We start from the raw sequence: 23,656 nt of genomic DNA, 5'->3' as shown, positions 1-23,656 counted from the left end.
AAGAAGGCCTTTTTATTTTGTCCAGATGAGGTGGTTTAAGCACCAAAACAGCTATTTTTCCCTAAAAACAGTAAAAAAGACAAACACCAAAACGATGTTTGTCTGCAATCTGAGTCACTCAATAGAGTGACTACATATGGAGCGTGGAGGATTCGAACCCCCTGGCGCAATTTGGTACGTTCTATAACTTAGGGAACAATTCAAAGGTCGCTCCAATCACGCCGTTACCCACCAAATTTGAAATAGACATCTTCATAGATATACCTCTTTCTAAACTAGCAAATGCCAAAATAGTCTGAATTAAATCACATAGAAGACCAATGTCCAAGTTTAACCCTAATATGTTATATACTAATACACACTTTAATAGACAACAAATGTCTACTAAGGTCTGTATGAACATACTCTACTATACCATTACTATCACCAACTTTCAATAAAATTTTAAACTCTTACGATTTGTCCGTTTTTAAATTTTATGAATATCTCTTTCGCACCAGAGACAGTAACATGCTCAATCATTGTTTCCCATAAGAATTCATCAAATTCTAATAGTAGTCCCTCCTGTTTCTCTAGTGCATTGATGAAAACCTGCAATTCCTTATTCCTTTTGGATTTTTTCATCCTATGTAGTTCTAGTGATTCAATTTCCTGTACTATACCTTCATACTTTGAAGTCAGTTGATTATACTTTTTAAGGTACTTGTCTTGGTCTTGGCTGATGATGGCATTTTCTGAAACTAGGTTTGCAACTAACTGACTGACAACTTCTGCTTCAGTTTCAAGGACCTTTATCTGTTCGTCAATTACCTCAAGGTTTCCAATGGATAGTAATACATATAGATTGTCAATAACTTCAAGCCTATTGTCTAATACTTGATTAACTGCTGAGACAAACCACTGTTTCACCTCTTCCTCAGTAACGTGAGGGGTAGAACATTTACTAATGCCTTTGTATTTTTCGTTACATTGATAAATCACCCTTCTGTATTTGGAGGTTGAATGCCATACCTTGCTACCAAAGAAATGACCACAATCTCCGCATACCAGTTTTGAACTAAAGATTGTCGTGCTCGACTTTCTGCCTTTATTATCGAGCACTAGTTGAACTGCATCAAAGGTCTCTCTATCTACTATTGCTTCATGGTTATTCTCCACATAATACTGAGGTAACTCACCTCTGTTGATGTTCTTCTTTTTGGTCAGAAAATCAATTGTAAATGTTTTCTGTAGTAAGGCATCCCCTTTATACTTCTCATTTCTAAGCATTCGCTTGATTGTGGTTGCGTTCCATTGAGATTTGCCGCTAGGAGAAGGTATACCTTGTTCAGTCAAATCCTTTGCGATATGATATGGTGATTTTCCAATAAGTGCTTGCTGAAAGATGTATCTAACAGTTTTGGCTTCATCCTGATCAACTACAATTGCCCCATCTTCACCTGCCTTAAAGCCTAAAACATTGGTATAAGGAAAATGAACCTTCCCTTCTGCGAATTGTTTCCTTAAGCCCCAAGTTACGTTTTCGGATATGCTCCTACTTTCTTCTTGTGCCAAACTAGACATGATGGTTATGAGTAGCTCACCTTTTGAATCTAGTGTCCAAATGTTTTCTTTCTCAAAGTAGATTTCTACACCTACCTCTTTCAACTGCCTAACTGTAGTCAGTGAGTCTACGGTATTCCTCGCAAATCGACTAACAGATTTTGTAATAATCAAATCGATTTTACCATTAAGTGCATCTTCCACCATAGCTTTGAAACCAGTTCTTAATTTTGTGTTTGTTCCACTGATACCTTCATCAGAGTACATTTTAACAAATTCCCAATCATCCCTCCCATTAATGTATTCAGAGTAGTACCGCATCTGCGACTCATAGCTTGTTGCTTGATCCTCATGGTCAGTTGATACCCTGGCATAACCTGCAACCCTACGCTTCTTCAAAGAGAAATCATCTGAACTTGACCTAATAATACTTGGTGTAGCCTGAATAGTAATTACTTTCTTCACTAATATCGACCCTCTCTAATTTCTATAAGATATTTCCTTCCTTTTACTGGAGTTACCCTGAGGATACGGTAACCAAAGTCATACTCGATGTGTTTAATATTATTTTCAACCCACTCTTTATCTGGGACAATGCCTAACTTGCTTTTAAACGATGCCAAAAGTCGCTTTTCCCCTAACGTCCTACATGAACATGATGATGCTCCGAATCGATTTCGTGTTCGACAATAATATCGTACGGTTTTATTAACTTGTTTTGAATCCACTTTAACAATCATCAAACATCCGCATTCTGAACATGAAATTTTGTCACGAAAGATACCTTTATTTAAGTGGCTTTCTTGATGCATTAACTGATTTCTTCGCTCCTTCTCATGAAGTACTAAATCAAAATATTCTTTTGTAACAATTGGCTCGTGTGCATTTTCAATGATGTACTTATTGCGTTGCCCTTTATTCCTTTTCGGATTCCTTGAGAATGCCTCACGATAGGTCTTCTGTAAGACAAGCCGACCAAAGTATGCTTCCTGCTTGAAGAATTCTCTGATGCTTGCTACGGTAAATGGATTACCAAGCCTTGTTAAGACTTGTTCCTGATTGAGTTTATCAACTATCTGCTGTACCGAATCTCCATCCAGATACCATTTAAAGACTTTTCGAATAACCTTTGCCTCATTAGGTTCAATCTGATATTGTTCTCCATCCCAACGGTATCCATACATATCCTGTGGAGTGTGCGGAATCCCTTTTTCAAACTTCTTTTGGATTCGCCATCTAATATTTTCACTCAGGTTTTGAGACTCCTCTTGAGCTACTGAGGCAAGGAGGGTTAACATCAATTCACCTTCTGAGCTAAGACTATCAATATTTTCTTTCTCAAAAGTTACACCAATATTTTTCAAACGTAATTGTCGAACAGTGGTTAGTAATTCAACTGTATTTCGACCAAAACGAGCGATTGACTTAGTGATTATCCTATCAATCTTTCCATCTTCACAATCCTTTATAAGATTTAGAAAGCCTTGTCGATTACTTTGTTCTTTACCGCTTATGCCTTCATCATAATAAATCCCTACCAATTCCCAATCAGGATGCGCTTGTATCAAACGGTTATAGTAGCTAATCTGTGTTGACAGTGAATGATGAAGACGACTATCAGAAACCCTTGCATAGGCCGCAACCTTAAATCTTGGCTTGCAGGGCGATTTTATGGGTTGTATTCTTCTAACTGTTCTCAAATTAATACACTCCTTTCGCTACTATATATCACTCTAAAAGAAAAAATTATCCAGTTATTAGGTCGATAATTGACTTATAAACGGTTGATATTTTTCAAGCATCAATTGTCTAAAAAGTTCAAATTCCTCAATTGTGATTGATCCTTTCTTTAAAAGTATCTTTGCTTGTATCATTGTTAGTTGGTAGGTCATCTCATTATTAAATTTTTGAACGTCCATATAATCCTCCTACCTTACTAGGTAGGTTTGGGAGTAATTTTTCCGCACTTATTGAAAAAAAGGCAAAAAAATAAAGCCTGATGTTTCCACCAGGCTTATAACTAAATTATGAAATTCTAAACCAACCAACAACTTTTCCAAGTTTAACTGTTCCAGTAGAATCATAGAGTGAGCCATTCGCCATCCATTGCCGTTTCACACGACGAGTAATTCCACCGCCACCAATTTCTAATTGGTCATTGATACCGTTATTATTATGGTCAGAATATCCATCAATATTCTGTTCCACACCATCAATACTTTTTCCATCAGAATCCGTCACACAGACACCAATATGCCCGTAAACCATACCATCTGTTTGAATGACATAAAAATCACCTGCTTTAGGATTTACACCCCAAGCATCGTAGATTACTTGGAAACCATTTGATTTTGCTTTCTTCAAACAATCAATGGCATTAGTATAGGACATATTCTTGTCCGTAAGTTCTTGAACAATCTTATCCACCAAGGCAACACACTGCCCACCATAAGGATTAGATGGAACGGTCACCTTTTGACCGACCTTAGATAAAGCTGACGCAACCACACGGCTTGCAACGCTAGTTGGAATAGCAGTTGTTGTCCTTGAAGCAGCGTTAACCTTGAGTGTTTGTCCAACTCTTAAAATATCCGTCTTCTTCAAGCCATTAATCGCAAGAAGAGCATCAACTGTTAAAACAAACTTCCGAGCGATTCCATAATACGTATCGCCTTTCTGTGCTTGATACGTCTGCTCACTATGGCCTTTAGTTGTTCCTTCTACATCCTGCTCAAGCATCCATGACTTGATTCCATCAAGTAGATAAGCTCTCTTACTGTTGGACTGGTGAACATTCTTCACTTGGAGGATTTTGTAGGTGCGCCCTTTGACCCAGTTGGCAATTTTCTGACCAGTCTGATAATGAGTCGCATGAGGCAACACCCTAAGACTATCACCAACAAGATAGATTGATTTTGAAGGAGTACCTGAACTCCCAACAGTTGAACTGGGGGGCGAGGGAACTATTGTCTTGACTTCAACTCCTGTTATTGCTGACACAAGACCTTTCGCAATGTCCTCTTTCTTGTTTTCAAAAATCGCCATATCTTGTTCATTATCGATAAAGGCAATCTCCACCAAACGATAGGTATATCCACGACTCGCTGCTTGGTTGGCATTATAGAGCCAATCTACCTTCTTTATGCCACGATTTTGAAAGTATCGTGAAAGGAGAGATAGGATAGCCATATCCTCCTTGTCTGCTTCTAAAGAAGATTGAATCAAGACTTCTGTACCTTTGGCACTACCATTAAAGGCATTGAAGTGCAATTCAGTAATTGAGTCGTATCCCTTACCAATACTAGTAATACTCCGATAATCATAAACATTTTGTTCGGTAATAAAATCAATCTGTTGCCCACTGTACTTAGACATTAAATTGGCTAATTCTCGAACCTTTCCTGCTTCTGTGATGCCTAGTTTGGCATTCACTGCTCCAGGATCATAGCCTGTTCGCCCCTGTCCATGACCACAAATGACTAGATGTTTTCCCATATCTTATCACCTCTCGTTGATTTGTTTTAAAATTGCTTGTAGTTTCTCAGGTATTGGTAGACCAATTCGAACGGTATTTTCTAGAATGCTTAACCCCTCATTACTGAGATAAAAGAATATAACCATGGTTCGAATTGTTCCACCCTGCTTGATAATAGCTGTATCAATCAGATGACCAATAGAAACTAAAAATAAAATGGCTATCTTTTTAAAGATGCCACGAAAACCAATACTACTAGACAATTGTTTCTCTACAACCGCCGCAAAAATTCCTGTTAGATAGTCAATAATAATGAAGACAAGTAGGGCATATAGAATACCATCCAACTCTCCAAATAGACTACCAATCAAGCCTCCAATCATGGAAAATAAAATCTTATTAAGAGTTAACAGTTCCTTCATCGGTCACCTCGCTTTCTACTGAACCTTCCTGTACAATGGTAGGGTCTGACCAATCCGGTTGACCGTTCTCATCAAACCGCATCAGATAAAAACATTCATGGAATAAATCAGAAAGGTTCAGAGTTAATGTCGTACTACCCCACTGATTAAAGGCCCAAACCGTTTCTGTTGTAACCAACTGCCGCTTTCCATTTTTAATGGCAGGTCGCCTTACTTCTTCAAGATACATGTAAAAATCCTGCTCGGCTGTCTTACATCGGATGAACTCTCCATTCTTACGCATGTAAGCGAGAGCTGTTTCCAAATCAAATGGTTCTGTTACTTTGTCAATATTGAGTAGTGCCATAGCAACTATTCTCCTTTCCCTTCTTCAGGTTTTGTCTGAACTTCTAACAACTCAGTCAATTCCTGTTTTTCTTTACGCAATAGGCTAAGTTCCTCATCCCTTTCCACCAATTGGATGGCAATGAGGTTCTTAGCGGTAATTTCATCAGAGAGCTTTGTGACAAGCTCCTGAATAGTTAGTTTTAATGATTGGTTGATTTGTTCTAGATTCATCTGTGAACTCCTTTATTTAATCGTGTCCCATGTCAAGATGACGTCACCTCGACCTGTGATGTTTACTAAGTGTTTAAAATTGTGATTGAATTGTTGAAGTACATCTTTTAGACTGACATAGGTTGTCCCATTTCGATAGATGCGGATATCTCCAATATTCAAAATTGAACTTGGTCGGTCAGAAGCTTTATAGGCATCAATACTCAGTCGGTTAGGCAATGTTACTATTTCCCAGCCATCTGGATTGGTATAGGGAGCACTAGCTAAACGTACCTTATCACCTACCACATCAATTTGGTCGGTATCCGTACCGTTCCATGCTCGAATTCCTACAAAGCCACCGTCATTGGCATTCCAGTTGTTCCATCGATTCGAACCGATAATGGTTACACCACATGGCTTACCGTTTGAGGTACCTGTTTCAAATGAAACCCACTGGTGAGGATAACCACTAACCTCACGAGAAATGGATGGAGAGTTTGTAAAGAACTTGATATTTCCAAGTGACAGATTGATTTTCATGGCTCCGTTGATTGCTGACAAAATACCTCCAGAAATTTTGTTTGCAGATAGGGTTACTGCCTGCACTTGGGTTATAAAGGCCGATTTGGCAAACAACTGCTTGAGATAGGCTTCTGTAGCCATAAACTTGGTAAAGAAAGCCTGGTCAACCTTTAACTTGTCCGCAGTAATAGCTTCTGCTCCAATCCGAGCTGCTGAGATGATGCCTGACGTAATCTTGCCTGCATCAAGACTGGCAATCTTACCGCTCGCAATCACTCCATCTTGGATATAGGTTGTACCTGTTATTTGAACGAGTTTTCCATCAATCTTGACAGTGCCATCCTTATTGAGATTGAGCTGACTCAGGACTGTTCCTGCACTGGTCAGATTTCGAACCGACCACGCCCCTGCAAGTGTTGAAACCTGCGTTTGAATGGCAGTTACTGTGGCAGTTGTCGCTCGACTTGTTTCTAGATTGCCAACTCGTGTCACAATCCCATTAGCCGTTTGAACAACCTGACTGATTTGATTGGTGTGATCTCCAATGGTCCGAGTGTGACTACTTACAGTATCCCGCACTTCATGAAAGGCAGACACTGTCGTAAAGTCGTCTAATGACGGTGTCCAATAGTCTGGAAAGATATCACCAGTTGATACCATTAAAGCTCTCACATGGAACTTACCTGTTTTAACTCCATCAATTCTAACTTGAAGTTCAAACCCTTTTGAATGTTGGTACATCTCTTGAGTGACTGTGGCGGTCAGTTTAATTAATCGATAGTTGTTACCCGTCGTCAGATTGCTGCTCCACTTATTGTAGAAAGGGTGATACAAATTCCAGTTGGTCCATGTCCAAGCATTTTGACTATCCAAAATTGGACCTTGGAGTTTAATAGAACGAGTCGCCACCGCAGGGTCAAATGTAATCTCATCCGCTGAGATATGAACATATAAATGCACTTTGGACCCAATATATATACCACTTCCATCTCCAAACTGAACTCTTCCTAATGAGGCTACCCAGTTGCTATTGGCATTTATCGTCTGATAAGCACTCCATCTATCCGAAGTACCAGCTATCAAGTTGCGATGCGAAACTGAGGTAGGGATTCTGCTTTCCGTTTGACTGATTCGCTGGGTAAAACTATCAGAGGTTGTTTTGACCAAATTCTGCACACTAGTTGTCGTCGCATAGGGTTGTAACGAACTGCTCGTAAGATAGCCACGACCCGCAATATTGGAATCAACCTGAGACTTAGTTTGGTAGCCTTTTGAGTTAATGGCAGATTCAACTTGCGTACTCGTCAGTCGTTGTTCTATTTGCCCAGCCTGTGTGCGGATAGTGGTTTCTGCACTTGTTACTCGACTAGTCAAACTATTAAAATCAGTCTTTGCGACTTTCTGTGAAATGGAGTCATTGGCAATCCTTAAATCTGCCTTTGTTTGAGTAATCTGACTTGCGTTTGTATTGGCCTTAGCCAAGGCATTGTCAGCGGTTGTTTTGACCCCCTCAAGAACTGTCTTATCAGCCTTAAGCAAAATAGATTGTTGCGTCTGTTGGATGGATGTAGTATGTCCCTCAACAGTTCGTTTCAAGTTATTGAAATCCGTCTGACTGACCTTTGAGGATACATCCGAAACTAATTGTCGAATCTGTGTTTCACTACTAGAAATCTTTCCACTCGCCTCGGTTAATCTTGTAGAAACCTGCTCTACACCAGAAGCCGTTTGAGTGATGAGTGTCCGTTGGGTGGTCAATTCACCAGCTATATCTGCTGGATTTTCTGAATAACCTGTGTCTAGTGAGGTCTTTGCGACTTTCAATCCTGCAACATAGAATTTATTCCCATTTGGGATTGTGCTTGCATTGTACTCCGTTCGAAATTGGAGTGAGCCATCAGATAAGACATGAACTGTTTTCCAGTAGCGTTTCCAGTCACTGGTGACAGATATAATATCGTCCGATTCCCTCACTCTTGCGACTGGAGCACGATAGACACTCGAACCAGTCCAAATCGCTGAAACTTTGATGGAAGAAAGTGGCTGATTCGCTTTGGCATAAAAGCTAAAAGTAATGACATCTCCAGCTTTCACAACAATATTTTGATGACTTCCGTTGAACCCTGCTTGGGTTGAACGAACAACCAGTCCTCTGAAATTCTCTGTTTCGGTAGACCAGTTGTTTCCTAAATGCCAGGCATTTCCTTTATTCGACCAATCACGAGTACCAGTCATCAAATTTAAGCCATCTAGGCTAGTTGGAATTTTCGAATCCACTTGACTGATTTCAGTTGTTATGCGATTCCCCAATTGCGTAATCGTTGACTCTGCAGTTTCGATTCTCTGTTTTGCTTGGTTAAAATCGCTGGTTTTTACACGCTGGGAAATTTGGTCTGCTTGCACTTGAATCATGGATTCTGCACCCGTTACTCGACCAGTCAGACTATCCACCAGTTGCTTACTCGCAAGAAGTTTTATATCCTCCTTGGTTTGTGAGAGATTGGTACTTACAGTTGCCAACTGCCCACCTAATAGAGCTTTTGCTACATCAACCAATCGACTGGCTTCAGAGATAGCTTGTGATTTTGCTGTCGCAATCTTTAACTCTGTTTGGCTACGCTCCGTTGAAGTCAATCGGTTAGCTTCTTGAATGGCATCAAGTTTGGCTTGTTCTGCCCTTCTGAGAGCTTCAGTTGCCCCAGTTTGAGCCTGTTCCGCCTTTTGTTTGGCTTCTGTTGCTAGGTTGGTATTTACCCCAGCCTTTGCCATTAAATCACGAGTTGTACGTTGCTGCTCCTCTTCATGTTGCCGCATCTGTTGGTGAATAGAACTAAGTTCATTATCAATGCTGGCCTTTAATCGATCCGCATAAACCTCCCCATGACTTTGAGCCTGTTCAATAGCGTTATCAATGGCTACTTGACGTTTCTCAAATTCTGCATCAAAGGCTTTATTGGCATTCTCAAGAGCAATTTCAACGGCAACATCCTCACTCCGCTTATTCCCATCAATGAGATTATTTGCTAGTGTAGTTATGCTCCCACCAGTTTTACCTGTGCCAATACTTGCCTTATCATCAAAAGTGATAGAGCGGTAATTCTTAGCTAAAGGATCATAATCATAAGCGATGGCTTTCTTCCTCACATCAATGCCGTGTAGCTTGCTTTTTAAAGTCACTGTATCGCCTAGATGAACAGTTTGACCATCTAACTCAAATGCCTCAATGATGATGGCGTCTTTTGGCTTATCAATTCCCTCTAAGCGAAACTTGCTACTAGCCCACTCTATTAACTCCTGTCGAGTTTTGAGATTATTATTGGTATAGGTTACTTCATTGATGAAAGGATAGGAGTTTATCAACGGACTGTCTACTGTGACTTGAAGTACAGTTTCCCTATCCTGCCCCTCTTGTTTAAAGCTTGAAGTGGCATGGATACGAGTGATAATCTGTGTACTTTCTTTGGTTCGTTGATACTTCTTCAAATTGTAGTGAGTAGAGATGACTACCCCACGGTCTTGTCCCCGCTCACCCTTTATAGTTAGGGCAAGGTTATCACGAACCAGTTCACCCTCCCAAGTTCCAAGAATAGAATGTTTACCATCCATCAGGCTGGAGTACAGCGTCTGTTCCTTGTCCGTTGTATAGGTTCTGTTCTTGACAATGTCACTGGTAAATGAAAAATCTCCCAGTGGAGACTTGCTTGCCATGACCATGCTTGATAGAGCTGTTGCACAGGGAACCTGTTCACACCTAAATTGAGATACCAACCTAGTCATGATGTCATCTGATATGTGATAGGCCACAACTTCAAGACTGGTGTCTCCTTCAATGACTTTCTTTATCCGAAACAACTGGTGTCCCAATACTGGAACTGGACTACGAACAAGGTAGTCCTCTTTTAGCTCTCGAAATAGACCGCTGTCTGTGATTGGATAGGTAAAATTCAGGACAAAATCCCCATTCAAGGTTTCTTTAACGCTTGCTTTTATAGTCTCTGGGAGTGGTTTCCCATGCCATTTTGCCGTTCGAACCGTTTTGTCTAATAATGATAGCACTCTATGCCCACCCCCAATTCATTTCTATTGTTAATGATGTGATGCCCGCACCTAAGACAACTCCAACTGAGTCATTCCTACCTGCATCTATAGAAAGAAAATCACCAGACCATTTTACAGGCTGACCTCTTTGTGTCTTAAAACTTGGCTGACTAGGATTATTATCCATAATGAGTGTTTCTTGTAATCGCTCCAAGCGGATGACATCTTCCCCAATTGTAAAGCTAGTTTCACTAGTCGAGTTGCCACTTATGGTAATCTTTGGAAAAGCGATGGCTGAACCTTGACATCGCATAACACCACTGGTTCTAAACACCTGCGAAGTCGTCGTTTTGAACCACTTGGTTGGGTGACAAGAAAAGGTAACCTTAAGCTCATACACCCCCAGCTTATCCTTTTGAACTGGAGTATGGTGAACCTTGTAACACCAAAAGCGTATGGTCTTGAAACTAGCGTTCTCAAGCCAAAATTCTTCTTTCAAAAATAGCTTCAAAAAGGAAAATAACTGTTCTTCACTAGGTTTAACAAGATAGAGTGTATAGCTCAGTTCCATGACACTTCTGCGAGGATTGGTTTGAATAACCGCTCCTGACAGACCTTGGTGTTCGATCAATTGCGTCTTACTTTCACTTACTGTGATAGAAGGGCTATCTTCCACGATTACCTTAAAAGGAAAACTAGCCGTGGACACTCCACCAATGGTTAATGCATTATGTCTAATCATGGTTTCACTCCTCTCAATCCTTGCTGACGTTGTAATTCATAAACGAGTTTCTCTCCAACCATCTCCGCAAGTCGGTGAAGGTCAGTCTCTTCTCTTACCGTATTTCCAGTAATGGTAATATGAATGGTTGGTAGATTGCTTGTCATGGTCTTTGCGATTCCTCGACCAATTGCGCCTAACGTTTGTTCATTCAAAGGCAAGACTGCTTCTTTTCCAGCCTCACCACCTACCATTAGGCTATTACCGTTTACACCAAATGCGGTTGGTTTGGTTAAAATTCCTCCTTTGGCATACCAATCAATGGAGATTCTTGGGATTCCACCCTTCAACCAATCGAGTGGATTGGCTGAACCTGACACTCGAAAATGAGGAAGAGGAATATGTGGCCATCTGATTTGGAAGTTAAAGAGATTTTTAATGGCATTGATGGCATTACTCACGGCATCTTTTGCCCCATTGATGGCACTTGAAATGGTATTTTTCACACCGTTCCAAACAGATGAAACTGTACTGGATATCCCATTCAGAATGTTGGATACGGTACTTCTGATACCATTCCATATAGTTGATACTGTTGAATCAATCGCAGACAGGACACTGGAAATTGTCAACTGAATAGCTGACCAGATAGATGAAATGGCAGAACTAATGGCAGATAATACATTTGAGATGGTATTCTTGATACCCGTCCAAGCAGTTGAGATGTACTGGGCGATGAAATTGAGAGCTAAGGAAATAAGGGACTTAATGCCCTCCCATACCATCGACAAGACCTGTTTGATGGTTTCCCAAGCGCCAGTCCAATCACCAGTGATAACCTGCATGACTGCCTTGATGATACCAAGTACCACATTGATAGCAGTATCGACCACAATCTTTATCATCTCCCAAGCGGCTGTAATGATGAGTTTGATATTCTCCCAACTTGCTTGGATGAGCGGTCCAAGAATAGTCATCACCGTTTGAATAACCGTAGTGATGGCATTCCATACCGTGGTTGCAGCATTTAGAAACAATTGCTGGTTTTCAGTCCACCATGTGGATAGCGTTCCCCAGATGGACATAACAAAACTAGAAATCTGCTGGATGATCATGGACAGAAAGGCATAGATACTATTCCAGATTTCCGTCACAACCGTTCGAAATCCTTCGTGATTCGTCCAGAGTTCTTTTAACCCAACAATCAGTAAGGTAATGGCAGCTACAATACCAACAATAATCCCCACAATCGGCAAAAATGCCGTTATCATTCCAACAACGGTTGTCCCCATAGCGGCTGCCGCAACCTGTAAGCCCAAGAAAACAGGAAGTAACATCCCTACCACAGCTAAAATTCCTGTGAAGATAATGACGACTTCCTTGATGGGACTGGATAAGTTGGTAAACCAAGTCGCTAGTTGACTAACAATGTCTGCCAAACTTTGAAAGACTGGAATAAGCATCTCCAGAATCGGTTGACCGATTGCGGCTAGAGCATTAGTTCCAGACTGTCTTAAGTTACCCAGAACGTTTTCCAGTCCGTCTGATTCCCTTGCAGCTTGCCCCAAGGCTCCCGAGAGTTCATTGCCGTCCTCTACCATTTGAAGGAGGGTTAACTGCTTCTGAGCTTCTGATAGTTCATTGAAGGACTTTCCATAGAGCTTGTTTGCCGCTGCATTACGAGTGGTTTCTGTCGCAGAAATACCTAGAGCTGCATCATTTTCATAGTTTCCTTTGAGGAAGGACTGTAGGTTTTCGGTGACTTCTTCGATGGATTTGTCGTAAAATGCTGCCCCATCAGCCGCTGCTCTGGTGGCACGAGTGGTCAGATCCAAAGCCTGAGCCGTATCCATTCCAGAGGTTTTGGCAAAGGAAGCCATTTGAGTGAAGGAGCCTTGAAGACGCTCTGGAACAATGTCCATCTCTTCCCCAATCTTATTGAGGGCATCCTTAGCAGCATTCTCCATATCCCCAAATACAGTAGAGAATTGGGCATTGCTGGCTTGAAGTTGAGCTGCCGCAGACATGGACTCTGTTCCGACTTCGAAGATTTTCTGAGAGATGTCTGCTAGCTTCTCACTGGTCGCTTGAAGTGCCTCAGCCCGAATGGTGTCAGACATGGCTTTCATGCCATCCTGAGCACCATCGGCAGAGGATTTAGTCTCATCCATCTCGTTGTTCAGGTTATTGAGTGCGGTCTTTGCTTGATTCAACTCAGCTTCCATCTTATTGGCTTCAATGGAATTCTCACCATATTCACTCTTTGTCAGGGCTAGTTGCTTTTCGAGATTGGAAATCTGTTTAGAAACAATTTCTGACTGTGCTCCAATCTTTTGTTGGGTTATGGCATTGCGTTCTGCTTCGGAACTATTGGATGACAAAGCACTTTCTTGTAACTCAAATTGAGATATGACCTTGTTCATCTCACTTGCTAACTGCCCCTGCTCCACTTGGAGTTTATCTAATTGTTGAGCCGCTGAACTACTAGCTCGACCGTGATTCTCAAGTGTTGATGACACATCAGCTAACTTAGTTTCATAGGACGTTAGCAACCTTTGAGTAGTTTCCACCTCACGTTGAAAGGCACGGTACTGGTCTGCCCCAATATCCCCAGCCTTAAATTGAGCTTCCACCTGTGATTGGGCTTGACGGAGCGTTGCCAATTTTTCTTTGGTTGTCTCGACTTGTTTTGCCAAGACTTCCTGCTTTTGAGTAAGGAGGGTGACATTGCCTGTATCAAACTTGAGAGCCTTATCAATTTGTCTTAGTTCTTTGGTAGCTTCAGATGCTTGTTTGTTTACACCCTTTAAGGCATCTTGTAAGGGTTGAGTATCGCCACCAATTTCAATCGTAATTCCCTTTATGTTTCTAGCCATAGTCCCTCCTTTCTACCATCAGAAATTATCAAAATCAGCTTGAGTTGCTGGGCGTGTTTGAGTAGTTTCTCGAGTACGCATCTCCACATAGTCCGTTTGGTAGTCGAGTGCCATCCCAATAGAGATATGTTTTAAATCGTCAATGGTCAGACCAGTCTCCTTACAACAGGAGAAATAACTCTCTACTGTGAAGATTTCTTCACTCGCTGTTTCTGTTTCATCTGCTTTTTTCTGGTTGACATCCCTTGGTTCAACATATTCATCAAGACAGGGGCTACTTCCTGCACTGGAAATTCTTCCATCTCCATATAAAAATCCACAAATGGTTTCACTCGTGGATTGGCTGACTTCGCAAAAACCCAAAAGATTCGATGGAAAAATGTCATATCGAAGTCAGACAGAATAGAAACATCAATATGATGGGCCTGTAATTCCTCTCCATCTTCTAACTGGTCAAGTTTTGCCAAGATTGCTTGACTATTGACCATCGAGAATAAGTCTTGGAAATAGTCCTTACCAAACTGCTCTTTATAAGCAATTGGTGTGTAGGCATTGGTTGCTAACTCGTAGGTCGTGCCTGCTATGGTAATACTTTCTCTCATTGCCTTCTCCCTTACTTACGAGGCTCAAAAACTGCCTTGAACCAGTTTTCACGAATCTCATCGCTCGTTTCCTCTGTTGTTCGTCGACGTACAACCTTATCAAGTGGGCGAGGACTGGCAGTAAAGGTCAACTCTACCTCATTGATATCTGAACCAGACTTGGTTTTTGAACCAACAGTCGGACGAGATGCGTAACAATAATACAAAACGTGTAATGTTTCTTTTTTATCCCCTTCGAAACGGAACATCAACGCAAAATTTTTCTTTTCGCTGTTTGCGATTTCTGAAATGGTATTTGTCGTCGCCTCAAACTGCTCTCCAAGGACTCGAGTCAAAAATTCCTGCGTTAGAAGGGCAACTTTTAGTGTTCCCTCATAGCCATCATTTGACTCTGTTGTATAAAAATTGATATTGTCTGCCTTATATGAACCCTTATCGCCAGTTGGTTCAAGGGTTAATTCTGCAGCACCACGAAGTCGTTCTACATTGCCGTATGTCAACGTACCATCAGAACCTTCGCTTGTAACTTCTGCCCAATGGACATCTTGTAGTCCAAAGGTGACCTTATTCTTTTCAGCCATATTATCCTCCATGTAATGTGATGTAATAGGTTATTTGATAGAGTTTCTCAGAAGAGATATAGGTATCTACTTTTTCAAAGTAAATAAGGTGGCTGTCCAATAATGACTCCACCTTTTGTTCAGTCGCCAAATCTTTCTTGGTGGTATAGAGTTCCACTAGCAGGTTATTCTGCTTATGATAGGTCCAATTGTCTGCACCATGATTTTCTGAATCAGTCACCAAATAAACCAGATACGGTGGTCTTGGACGACTCCCCTCCTCAAAATGATGGTAGGCAAGAGGAAACTGTAATTCTTTGAGAATGGCGTACAATTCGCTCAGTAACATGTCATATCACACTCGCTTTCTCAGCTTTTCTTCTAAGGATTGTATCGCTTGTTTCTCAACGGGTGCGATATGCTTAATTCCCTCAACTCGCCCACCAGAGATTTTGGCATGACCATTTTCTAATAGGTGCGTCAGGCCTGGCGTTCGATTATGAATAGTCTTGGTTAGACCTGTACTGGTATCAATCGTTGCTTTACTCTTCCACCCTTTGGCATAGGAACCACTCTTTCTAGGTGACGTTACTTTCAAGGTTACGATGGATTCCTCGGTGACTTCCTCTACAACTTCACGCATCACCTCTGTTGTATCCTCTACAAATTCCGCCAGCTCATTTGCGATGGCAGTTTCTAGTGCATCCAGTCCAATTTTAGTCAAATCTCTCCTCCTTAATGGCGACTATGTAAATCAGTTGTCGTGGCACTGTATCTCCATCAATAGACTCAATCCCATAAGTTTGACCTCGAAATTGAATGTGTGTCGTTAAGGAATGAAGTGCAAGAATTGCCTTTTCATACCTGAGGGTGAACTGGACTTTCTCTTGTTCCAGTTTCGTCACACTCCCATCCCTTTCAGTCAAGGTGAGAGGACGACAAGAGCACCACCGGTCAAATAAAGGTATCCATGTCGAAGTTTCATTGCCAATCTCATCTTGAACAATCTGTCGAACATGAAACACCAAGCGTTCCCTCAAAGGTGCAATCTTCATCAGAACACATCCTTTCGTTCGGCCAACAACAAGTGATAAAGTGTTTCTTTCAACTCCTTATGATTGGCATCTTCTCTGTGTTCATAAAGATAGGCAACCCCATATAGGATTGCCGTCTTTAGAACATCTGAATACATTGATTGTCGCAAAATATCTTCACAGAGTTTTTGACTGGTTTCAAGCAACTGCTCAATCAGTCCATCCTCATCATCGTGTTCCACTTTGAGATATTGTTTTGCCTCTGCTAAACTAACCATAATTACTTAGCCTTCACGGTTAATGTCTTCACGGCGTCAGGTAGGACTAACTTACCATCAACACGTTGTGAAGCAAGAAAACCAATCTGTCCATTATTGGCATAGAGTTCATTCAGACGTTTGAAGGTACGACCTTGACGATCCGCAATCCAATAATATGAGAAATCACCAAATGCAATGGCCTTGTTTCCTGCTTCAGGAAGTGGGGCAAAGGTTGATGTATAGTATGGACGATTTAGAATCAAATCTGGTTGTCCAGCTTGAGTGGATGGCTGCCAAATGTAATTGCCATTATTATCTTTGAGTTTACGGATAGCTTTGACAGTCGTATCATGTAAAATCCAAACTGCGTTCTTACGATAGGGTGCTGGTAGAGAATGATACAATTCAATCATGTCATCAAAGGTAATATCCTTTGTAGCAGTCGTTGGACCTGTAACTTCTGCCTGAGTAAAGATACCTGTCGGTTTCTTAGAACCATCCCCAATCAAGAATGCCTTTTCTTCTTCCGTTCCAATTCGACGAGCAAATTCAGCTGTCATATAGGATTCAAGGTCAAAGACTGAATCGTTTAGCAACTCTTCTGAAATGCGAATGGCAGTACCAATCTTATGAGAGTCGAGTGTCACCTGACCAAAGGTTTCTTCTGTTTCTGGATATAAACCATTCTCATCCATCCATGATGCTGAACCATGTCCTGTCACAACAGGAATCTTACGCTCACCACTAGATGTTTTGATAACAGTCGCAAGGCTGCGGAAGAAGTTCTCTTCTTGTAATCCTTGAACCAGTTTCTTCTCATACTCATCAGGAACAAGATGACCACCTTCGGTATCTTCCCCAACTCGAAGGACATCTTTGACATCAAAGAAGTGACGCTTACGGACACTTGTCCAAAATGTCTTGGCATAGCTATCTGAAGCCACACCCTTCTTTTCCTCTTCAGTAGTCTTGTCATTCAGAACTGTAGTGGGCTGCCCAATTAGAGCCTGTGAGGTTGGTTGAGCAAGTTCAAGGTCAATCTTTTCTTGTCGCTCCAACCGAGCAATTTCTTGATTATAGAGGTTGATTTTTGCTTCCATATCATCATAGCGTTTGGAATCTTCCTCAGATACAAGTCCATCTTCTGTTCGAACAGAATCAAGGAAGGTTTTTGCTTGTTGCCAAGCTAGGTTACGTTTTTCTTTCAATTCAAGTAATGTAGACATCAGTTCATATTCCTTTCGTTATTTGAGCAAATTCAATCGTTTTTCCAACTGATTGATAGGGATTGTTTTCTTTGGTTGTTGGACTTCAAGTTTCGCCTGCATTTTGACAAGTAAATCTTGTTGGGCAACATTTCGACTGAAAGAATAACTCTCAATATCCTTTCCTTGTTCCTCTTGTTTGTCAAAGAGAATCTTGTCCGCAAAGCCTAGTTCAACAGCCTTTTTGGCATTGAACCACGACTCCGAATCCATTAGATGCGAAAGCTTAGTTCTTGACAGTCCTGTTCTTAGTTCATAGGCATTGATGATGGATTCCTTAATTTCTCCCAACATTTCAATGACCTTCTGCATATCCTTGGCTTCACCTTGTGCGACTGTCCAAGGATTGTGAATCATCATCATGGCAACTGGACTCATAGAAACCGTTGTACCTGCCATGGCAATGACACTAGCAGCACTTGCGGCTAAGCCATCAATTACGACATGGACATCACCTTTGTAATCCATCAACATGTTATAGATTTGAGCCGCCGCAAAAACATCACCCCCTGGACTATTAATCCAGAGGGTGAGGTCTCCACTTCCTGCATGTAAATCATTTTTAAATACTTGTGGCGTGACTTCATCGCCAAACCACGTCTCATCAGCAATCTGTCCTTCAATACGAAGTGTTCGACCACTATCATCTTCTGTAAAATTCCAAAACTTATGCATCCAATTCCTCCTCAGATTGGGTTTCTTGTTCTACTGGTCCTTGTTTCATAAAGCCACCTGCATCCTTCAGTTTCGTCATGTTTCCATTTATCAAGTAGAGATTACCTCCTTCCTCATCTGAAAGGAGATTCAAGTCCTCAAGTTCACGTATATCATTTGTCGACAGCCAGCCATTTTGTCTCCCAATCGCATAACCATTCATTCGACTCTGATAATCACCACGAAGAAGACCATCCACATTAAACTTCACAAAGTAGGATTTCTTTTCTTCGGGTAAAAAAAGAGACCTCTTGAAAGCCTGTTCGAGACGAACTACCCAGGGGTCTAAGGTATATTTAACAAATTCTAGAGATTGTTGCTCAATGTTTGAAAATGAGGATTTCTCCAAGTCACCAACCATATGAGGTGGAATGCGGTAGAGCCTTGCAATTTCATTAATTTGGAATTTTCTAGTTTGGAGAAACTGGGCTTCTTCAGGTGGAATGCCTATTTGAGTGTATTTCATCCCTTCCTCAAGAACTGCCACTTTATGGGCATTGGTTACCCCATTGTAGACTGCATTCCATGAATCTCTCACTCGTTTGGGATCCTTGAGAATCCCTGGATGTTCCAAAACACCACCAGGATTTGCACCATTTTTAAAGAATGATGCACCATAGTTTTCCGTAGCCAAGGTCATACCGATGGCATTTTTTGCAAGGGCAATTGGAGAATAACCGATCAAGCCATCAAAACCAAGACCAGGTACATGAAGAACATCTTCTGCTCTCAAGATAGCATCTCCCTTTTCCTTAAAGTTAGGATTTTCTTCTGACTGACGCTTGTATTTGTAATAGAGCTTTCCACTTTCGTCCCGATGAACAGACATCTTATCTGGTAAGAGTGGGTAAAGACTGATTACCTGTCCACTCCTATCTCGGATAATCTGGACATAGGCATTGCCCCATATCAATAGATGGGTCATCAAGGTTTCTCTAAAGACAAAAGATGACATCTCAGGGTTAGGTTCATCATGTAAGAGAAAATAAAGGGGATGTTCCACCTTCTTCTCCTTTCCAGTTGCCGTTCTCTCATAAACATGAATGGGTAGTGAAGCAACTGCTTCAGCTAAGATGCGGACACAAGCATAAACAGCTGTTGTCTGCATAGCTTTAAACTCATCCACATTCTCCCCACTGGTCGTTCGTCCAAACAGATATGAAAAGTCCTGACCTTCATAACTATTTCGTGGTTTATCTCTAGCCCGCTTACGTCCCAATAAATCTAGTAGTCCCATAGTTCCTCCTTTTGAGTACGAAAAAAGCACCTCCCCTTTGGAGATGCATTGAATTGTGATATGAAATTTCAACTAACATCATTACAATTTACTGTTCTGTGCAATAGTCAACATTCCTATTTTGCCAACTCTCTAAAAGCATCAATATGGCGTGAAAAAACCGAAGTTGTAACATCATCCAATGTTGATTGTTCAACAACTGTAGGTGTTGCCTGTTCCATATCTAATAGACAATAACAGTCATCAGATTTATTTATGGGAATATTATTTTTTATAACCACTGAGAATACCTTTTCCTTAATTTTCGCATAGAAAAATGGCCGTTATTTATTGAATAATTTAGCCCAATTTTGCTTAGAGTTCAAAATCCTTGCAACATAAACCTCATGGTTATCAATGTAATAAAAAGCTAGATAATTCTCGATTGGCATATATCGGTACCGTTTGCCATCATCTGTCAATTCCCCGTAACCACGACTAGACACCAAAGGACATGCTTCAGGAAAGGTCTCTAGAGTTTCAAGTGCAGTTAGGATAAGGTCTAGTTTGCTGTCGGCAGATTGTTGACTATAGAAATTATGTAAAATATAGTCATGAATCCCTCCTAAGTCCCTTTTGGCTTGATCCGTAAGGGAAACATGGTATCGTTTATGATTATTCAAGACCAAATTCCTTTCTCACATCAGCTAAAGATGTTAGTTTCCCTTGCTCAATTTCTTGATGGCCAATTAGAATTTCCTTTTTCAAGTCTTCAAAAGCAACTTGATACTGCGTCTCTTGTAAATCACTGTTTACGAACTCTTTGGGATCAACTGCTCCAGTCGCAATTTTACGAAGAGCAGCATTGAAGATATCAGACAGAGTCAGCTTTTCATCTGCTAAAATTTCTTTAGTTTGTTTATAAAAAGTTGAATCTGCTCTAAAGTTGACGGGCTGTGTGCTTGCCATAGTTCTTACCTCATTGTAAATATGATTTGTAAATACATTCTATCATGCTTACCTTTTAAATTCAACTAAAAACTCAATATTCCACGTTCATCATAGACACTCCCTTCATCAGTTTGATGACGAATACAACGGTCCAGTCCCATTATGAGTGCTACAATACCGTCAATCTTCTCGACTGACTTTTCCTTATCTGGCTTGATATTACCAGCAGGGTCTTGTCTCATGACTACGTTTTGTCCCATCCATTTCAGAACAGGATGCCCACCATGTTGAATCTTGCCTTCCATCATAAGTTTATAGAGTTCCTTAGATGGTGGACTCATATCCTTGTATCCCTGACCAAAAGGCACCATGGTCAAGCCCATCCCTTCTAGATTCTGAACCATCTGCGTCGCATTCCAACGGTCATAGGCTATCTCCTTGATATGATAGATTTCCGATAAGTCTTCTATAAATTTTTCGATAAAACCATAGTGAACAACATTTCCCTCCGTAGTTTTGATGTAGCCCTGACGCTCCCAAACATCATACAGAACATGGTCACGTCGACATCTCAGTTCCAGTGTATCCTCAGGTAGCCAAAAGTATGGCAGTACGATATAATTTTCCTCTTCAAATCTAGGAGGAAATACCAAGACAAAAGCTGTTATATCGGACGTACTAGAAAGGTCTAGCCCTGCATAGCAACTACGACCCTTGAGGTTTTCATATTGAATAGGATCATTTCCCTTAGCATAAACATGTTCTGGAATCCAAGCAACACTTGAACTTGTCCACATATTTAGACGGAGCTGCTTAAAGACATTTTCTTCAGCAGGATTGTCAAGTGCCTGTTGGTAGGCTTCTCTAACACGGTCAATCCCAATAGTATGCCCTAGTGAAGGGTTGGCTCTTCTCCAGTTTGCTTCATCATTCCAATCATCTTCATCGGATAATCCATAAACCACTGGATAGAATGATATGTCCTTCTTTCTACCATTCAGAATATCCAATGCTTTAGTATGCAATTCATAACAGATGGAGGTCCTATCCGTTCCAGCTGTTGTGATAATAAAAAAGAGAGGTTGTTCCCTTGCGTCTCCTGATCCCTTGGTTAATACATCATACAAATGTCGATTTGGCTGAGCATGGATTTCATCAAAGACCAAGCCAGATACGTTTAGTCCATGTTTTGTCCCAGTCTCTGCAGAAAGAACTTGGTAAAACCCAGCGTTAGAATAATTTACAATACGCTTGGTAGCTCCCATTATCTTAGACCGCTTTTCCAAGGGGCGACTCATTTGCACCATTTGCTTGGCTACATCAAATACGATTGACGCTTGATTTCGGTCACAAGCCGCACCATAAACTTCTGCACTGGCTTCATTATCCGCATATAATAGATAAAGAGCGATAGCTGCTGCTAGCTCAGACTTGCCATTCTTTTTTGGAATTTCTATATAGGCTGTTAAGAATTGGCGATTACCATCTTCCTTGACAATTCCAAATAGGTCACGGACAATCTGTTCCTGCCACGGCAACAAATCAAATCGCTTTCTAGCCCACTTGCCTTTGGTATGGGAGAGGTTATTGATAAATGTTACTGCCCTATCAGCCTTTGCCTTATCATAGTGTGAGGTTGGAAGCATGAAGGGACTTGGTTCATAATGATAACTCATAAAATTCCTCCTAACAAATCTTCCATTTCATCACCAGTACCAACTTCCGCATCCATAGTTGCTAATCGGTTTCGTGCTGAAGGTGTCAAACCAAATTGTTCACAGAATTTAAGCATGATTTTGAGGTTAGTCTGGCTGATAGAGACTTGAGGGACTTGTTGGAGATAGCCATTCGGAGTTTTGATAATGGAGCCATGCTTGGAAAGAAACTCTTCCGCCTCTTTCCAGCGTGCGTAAGCTTGACAATATCCTGCAAATGCAGTCATGTCCATTTCGGTTAAAATTCCCATTTGTTCGAGAATTTTTCCCATCCTTTTCCACTCCTTCTTTGCATCATCTTCAAGCCACTGTGGGCAACGTGGGGCTTTTTGTTTGGGTTTGACTTCATTCGTAGGAAGTGGTCGCTTACCAGGATTTCCCTCAAGTATTTTCATATTCATTGGCTTTGGTTTTCGCCCCCTGATTGCCACAATCTCACCTCCTTTAGAGTAAGAAAAAAGAACTCAATTCGAGTTCCTTCCTAAAGTTCATTAAAGTTATCAAGAACAGCCTGACAAACTGTTCTATCAATATCGTCCATGTTATCTATTTCATTCCCATATCTATATTGGTAGATATATTCACCATCACGTTTTATTGTCAGAATTCTAATCCAAGCACCGTCTATATTTCTCGGGTCTGTTGTATCTTCACGGAGAAATTCACAAACGTAATGCCTATCACCAACCGTTCGAGTCATTATTTCCCACATCTTACTTTACCTTTTCCACGATATCTATTCCATATAAAACATTCAGGCAACTGCCATTTTCCCACTTAACTAAGAGTGAGCCAATGTCATCCACTCCAATAACTGTACCAAGTGTTCCTTTAGGAACTGGATGTGGATCATCCATTTTTACTAATCTAACCTTTGTACCAACCGGATAGATTGTCTTTAGGTTATTGAACATTTTTGCGTCCATGTTATTCTCCAATCTTTTCAAATGCCCACTTAACTGCATGTCCAAAGTCTTCGAATCTTCCTGCTTCTTGGTAAATGCGGTCAAATCTGCGTTCGAAGTTTTCAAACTCTTCAAGACTATCAGCCGTTTCGTAAATCACAACTTCTGTTCCTTTATATCCATTCGATGCAACGATGACCCAATCTTTGTAAGGAATGATGCTTGCGGTTGCTGGGTAGATATCGTAAAGTTTTTCAAGTGTTGTTGTCATGGATTTGTTCTCCTCTTCCTTTGTTGT

Annotated in this window: 26 protein-coding genes; all 26 read right to left on the bottom strand. The window is 41.0% G+C overall.

The annotated features are described in order from the left end of the window. Nucleotides 1–444: 444 nt before the first annotated feature. Nucleotides 445–2,007, bottom strand: coding sequence for a recombinase family protein (locus C1E99_RS09050; protein WP_105207345.1), 1,563 nt, complete (start codon nucleotides 2,005–2,007; stop codon nucleotides 445–447). Beyond that, complete coding sequence (locus tag C1E99_RS09045) at nucleotides 2,007–3,242, bottom strand: recombinase family protein (protein WP_014638101.1); 1,236 nt, start codon at nucleotides 3,240–3,242, stop codon at nucleotides 2,007–2,009. Before C1E99_RS09045 ends, C1E99_RS09050 begins: the two co-directional genes overlap by 1 nt. A gap of 57 nt (nucleotides 3,243–3,299) precedes the next feature. Beyond that, nucleotides 3,300–3,461 (bottom strand): SHOCT domain-containing protein, encoded by a 162-nt coding sequence (locus C1E99_RS14975; protein ID WP_014638102.1) that lies wholly within the window; start codon nucleotides 3,459–3,461, stop codon nucleotides 3,300–3,302. A 106-nt stretch (nucleotides 3,462–3,567) separates the two neighbouring features. Continuing rightward, the gene (locus tag C1E99_RS09040) at nucleotides 3,568–5,037 is read right to left on the bottom strand and encodes an N-acetylmuramoyl-L-alanine amidase (RefSeq protein ID WP_105207344.1); all 1,470 of its coding nucleotides are present in this window, start codon (nucleotides 5,035–5,037) and stop codon (nucleotides 3,568–3,570) included. A 6-nt stretch (nucleotides 5,038–5,043) separates the two neighbouring features. Further along, nucleotides 5,044–5,439: a phage holin family protein gene (locus C1E99_RS09035; protein WP_002943563.1), complete on the bottom strand. Its 396-nt coding sequence runs from the start codon at nucleotides 5,437–5,439 to the stop codon at nucleotides 5,044–5,046. Further along, entirely contained in the window at nucleotides 5,417–5,785 is a 369-nt protein-coding gene (locus C1E99_RS09030) for a hypothetical protein (RefSeq protein WP_024407620.1), read from the bottom strand. Before C1E99_RS09030 ends, C1E99_RS09035 begins: the two co-directional genes overlap by 23 nt. 5 nt (nucleotides 5,786–5,790) lie before the next feature. Beyond that, entirely contained in the window at nucleotides 5,791–5,997 is a 207-nt protein-coding gene (locus C1E99_RS09025) for a hypothetical protein (protein WP_002943561.1), read from the bottom strand. 12 nt (nucleotides 5,998–6,009) lie between these two features. Further along, complete coding sequence (locus tag C1E99_RS09020) at nucleotides 6,010–10,557, bottom strand: phage tail spike protein (RefSeq protein WP_105207343.1); 4,548 nt, start codon at nucleotides 10,555–10,557, stop codon at nucleotides 6,010–6,012. A 1-nt stretch (nucleotide 10,558) separates the two neighbouring features. Beyond that, entirely contained in the window at nucleotides 10,559–11,281 is a 723-nt protein-coding gene (locus C1E99_RS09015) for a phage tail protein (RefSeq protein ID WP_014638107.1), read from the bottom strand. Continuing rightward, nucleotides 11,278–14,136 (bottom strand): phage tail tape measure protein, encoded by a 2,859-nt coding sequence (locus C1E99_RS09010; protein WP_105207342.1) that lies wholly within the window; start codon nucleotides 14,134–14,136, stop codon nucleotides 11,278–11,280. Before C1E99_RS09010 ends, C1E99_RS09015 begins: the two co-directional genes overlap by 4 nt. Nucleotides 14,137–14,318: 182 nt before the next feature. Beyond that, nucleotides 14,319–14,738, bottom strand: a complete 420-nt coding sequence (locus C1E99_RS09005) for a hypothetical protein (RefSeq protein WP_003054982.1) — start codon at nucleotides 14,736–14,738, stop codon at nucleotides 14,319–14,321. Between the two features lie 11 nt (nucleotides 14,739–14,749). Continuing rightward, complete coding sequence (locus C1E99_RS09000) at nucleotides 14,750–15,319, bottom strand: major tail protein (protein WP_105207341.1); 570 nt, start codon at nucleotides 15,317–15,319, stop codon at nucleotides 14,750–14,752. Nucleotide 15,320: 1 nt separating this feature from the next. Continuing rightward, nucleotides 15,321–15,647 carry a hypothetical protein gene (locus C1E99_RS08995; protein WP_105207340.1) on the bottom strand — a complete coding sequence of 109 codons (327 nt, stop codon included), beginning with the start codon at nucleotides 15,645–15,647 and terminating at the stop codon, nucleotides 15,321–15,323. Nucleotides 15,648–15,653: 6 nt separating this feature from the next. Beyond that, on the bottom strand, nucleotides 15,654–16,022 hold the full coding sequence (locus tag C1E99_RS08990) for a hypothetical protein (RefSeq protein WP_105207339.1): 369 nt from the start codon (nucleotides 16,020–16,022) through the stop codon (nucleotides 15,654–15,656). Further along, complete coding sequence (locus C1E99_RS08985; RefSeq protein ID WP_105207338.1) at nucleotides 16,015–16,353, bottom strand: head-tail adaptor protein; 339 nt, start codon at nucleotides 16,351–16,353, stop codon at nucleotides 16,015–16,017. The genes C1E99_RS08990 and C1E99_RS08985 overlap by 8 nt, the downstream gene beginning before the upstream one ends. After that, complete coding sequence (locus tag C1E99_RS08980; protein ID WP_105116723.1) at nucleotides 16,353–16,610, bottom strand: head-tail connector protein; 258 nt, start codon at nucleotides 16,608–16,610, stop codon at nucleotides 16,353–16,355. Before C1E99_RS08980 ends, C1E99_RS08985 begins: the two co-directional genes overlap by 1 nt. Before the next feature lie 2 nt (nucleotides 16,611–16,612). Next, nucleotides 16,613–17,818 (bottom strand): phage major capsid protein, encoded by a 1,206-nt coding sequence (locus C1E99_RS08975; RefSeq protein ID WP_105207337.1) that lies wholly within the window; start codon nucleotides 17,816–17,818, stop codon nucleotides 16,613–16,615. An 18-nt stretch (nucleotides 17,819–17,836) separates the two neighbouring features. Continuing rightward, nucleotides 17,837–18,532, bottom strand: a complete 696-nt coding sequence (locus C1E99_RS08970) for a head maturation protease, ClpP-related (RefSeq protein WP_105207336.1) — start codon at nucleotides 18,530–18,532, stop codon at nucleotides 17,837–17,839. Next, on the bottom strand, nucleotides 18,525–19,808 hold the full coding sequence (locus tag C1E99_RS08965) for a phage portal protein (protein ID WP_105207335.1): 1,284 nt from the start codon (nucleotides 19,806–19,808) through the stop codon (nucleotides 18,525–18,527). The genes C1E99_RS08970 and C1E99_RS08965 overlap by 8 nt, the downstream gene beginning before the upstream one ends. 323 nt (nucleotides 19,809–20,131) lie before the next feature. Beyond that, nucleotides 20,132–20,470, bottom strand: coding sequence for a type II toxin-antitoxin system RelE/ParE family toxin (locus tag C1E99_RS08960; protein WP_024411442.1), 339 nt, complete (start codon nucleotides 20,468–20,470; stop codon nucleotides 20,132–20,134). After that, nucleotides 20,463–20,756, bottom strand: a complete 294-nt coding sequence (locus tag C1E99_RS08955) for a hypothetical protein (protein ID WP_024392798.1) — start codon at nucleotides 20,754–20,756, stop codon at nucleotides 20,463–20,465. Before C1E99_RS08955 ends, C1E99_RS08960 begins: the two co-directional genes overlap by 8 nt. Nucleotides 20,757–20,821: 65 nt before the next feature. Continuing rightward, the gene (locus tag C1E99_RS08950) at nucleotides 20,822–22,414 is read right to left on the bottom strand and encodes a terminase large subunit (protein WP_105207334.1); all 1,593 of its coding nucleotides are present in this window, start codon (nucleotides 22,412–22,414) and stop codon (nucleotides 20,822–20,824) included. After that, the gene (locus C1E99_RS08945; protein WP_105207333.1) at nucleotides 22,411–22,884 is read right to left on the bottom strand and encodes a phage terminase small subunit P27 family; all 474 of its coding nucleotides are present in this window, start codon (nucleotides 22,882–22,884) and stop codon (nucleotides 22,411–22,413) included. The genes C1E99_RS08950 and C1E99_RS08945 overlap by 4 nt, the downstream gene beginning before the upstream one ends. Nucleotides 22,885–22,934: 50 nt before the next feature. Beyond that, nucleotides 22,935–23,153 (bottom strand): hypothetical protein, encoded by a 219-nt coding sequence (locus tag C1E99_RS08940; protein ID WP_228381536.1) that lies wholly within the window; start codon nucleotides 23,151–23,153, stop codon nucleotides 22,935–22,937. A gap of 13 nt (nucleotides 23,154–23,166) precedes the next feature. Continuing rightward, nucleotides 23,167–23,379, bottom strand: a complete 213-nt coding sequence (locus C1E99_RS08935) for a DUF4314 domain-containing protein (protein ID WP_105207332.1) — start codon at nucleotides 23,377–23,379, stop codon at nucleotides 23,167–23,169. A 1-nt stretch (nucleotide 23,380) separates the two neighbouring features. Then, entirely contained in the window at nucleotides 23,381–23,629 is a 249-nt protein-coding gene (locus tag C1E99_RS08930; protein WP_105207331.1) for a hypothetical protein, read from the bottom strand. Nucleotides 23,630–23,656 lie beyond the last annotated feature (27 nt).

The organism is Streptococcus suis, from assembly GCF_002964045.1.
In the GTDB taxonomy this organism is placed as follows: domain Bacteria; phylum Bacillota; class Bacilli; order Lactobacillales; family Streptococcaceae; genus Streptococcus; species Streptococcus suis_U.
Note: the sequence above shows the minus strand (reverse complement) of the source record. Positions and strands in the feature narration are given on the sequence as shown.